Source organism: Bacillus sp. SIMBA_008 (assembly GCF_046535495.1).
In the GTDB taxonomy this organism is placed as follows: Bacteria; Bacillota; Bacilli; order Bacillales; family Bacillaceae; genus Bacillus; species Bacillus subtilis.
This window is the reverse complement of sequence record NZ_JAWRWL010001119.1, coordinates 1-243: the sequence shown is the minus strand read 5'-3', so window position 1 is coordinate 243 and position 243 is coordinate 1. Positions and strand designations below refer to the sequence as shown.

Below are 243 nucleotides of genomic sequence, written 5' to 3'. Positions count from 1 at the left end.
AGCGGGGCGGTATCCGTATGTTGTTCGTCCGCTGCGGGGCGCGGCGAGGATCCCGCCTCCGAACACGGCTGCGTTGAACACCGCCATGCCGCGATCCTTGGCATTGGCCACGATGGCCTCGGCGCTGCGATCGACGAGCGTGTAGCGGTTGTGGCAGAGCACCGCGTCGAACAGCTCGCTGTCGAGATAGCGCTGCAGCAGCGGAACGGGGCCGGCGGCGATGCCGATCGCGGCCGCCCCGCC

Annotated in this window: 1 protein-coding gene; it reads right to left on the bottom strand. The window is 70.0% G+C overall.

What is annotated here, in order from left to right; all coding sequences use genetic code 11:
* Positions 1-243: aldo-keto reductase family protein (locus SB658_RS26915; RefSeq protein WP_410603564.1), on the bottom strand; the 243-nt coding region annotated here is incomplete at both ends.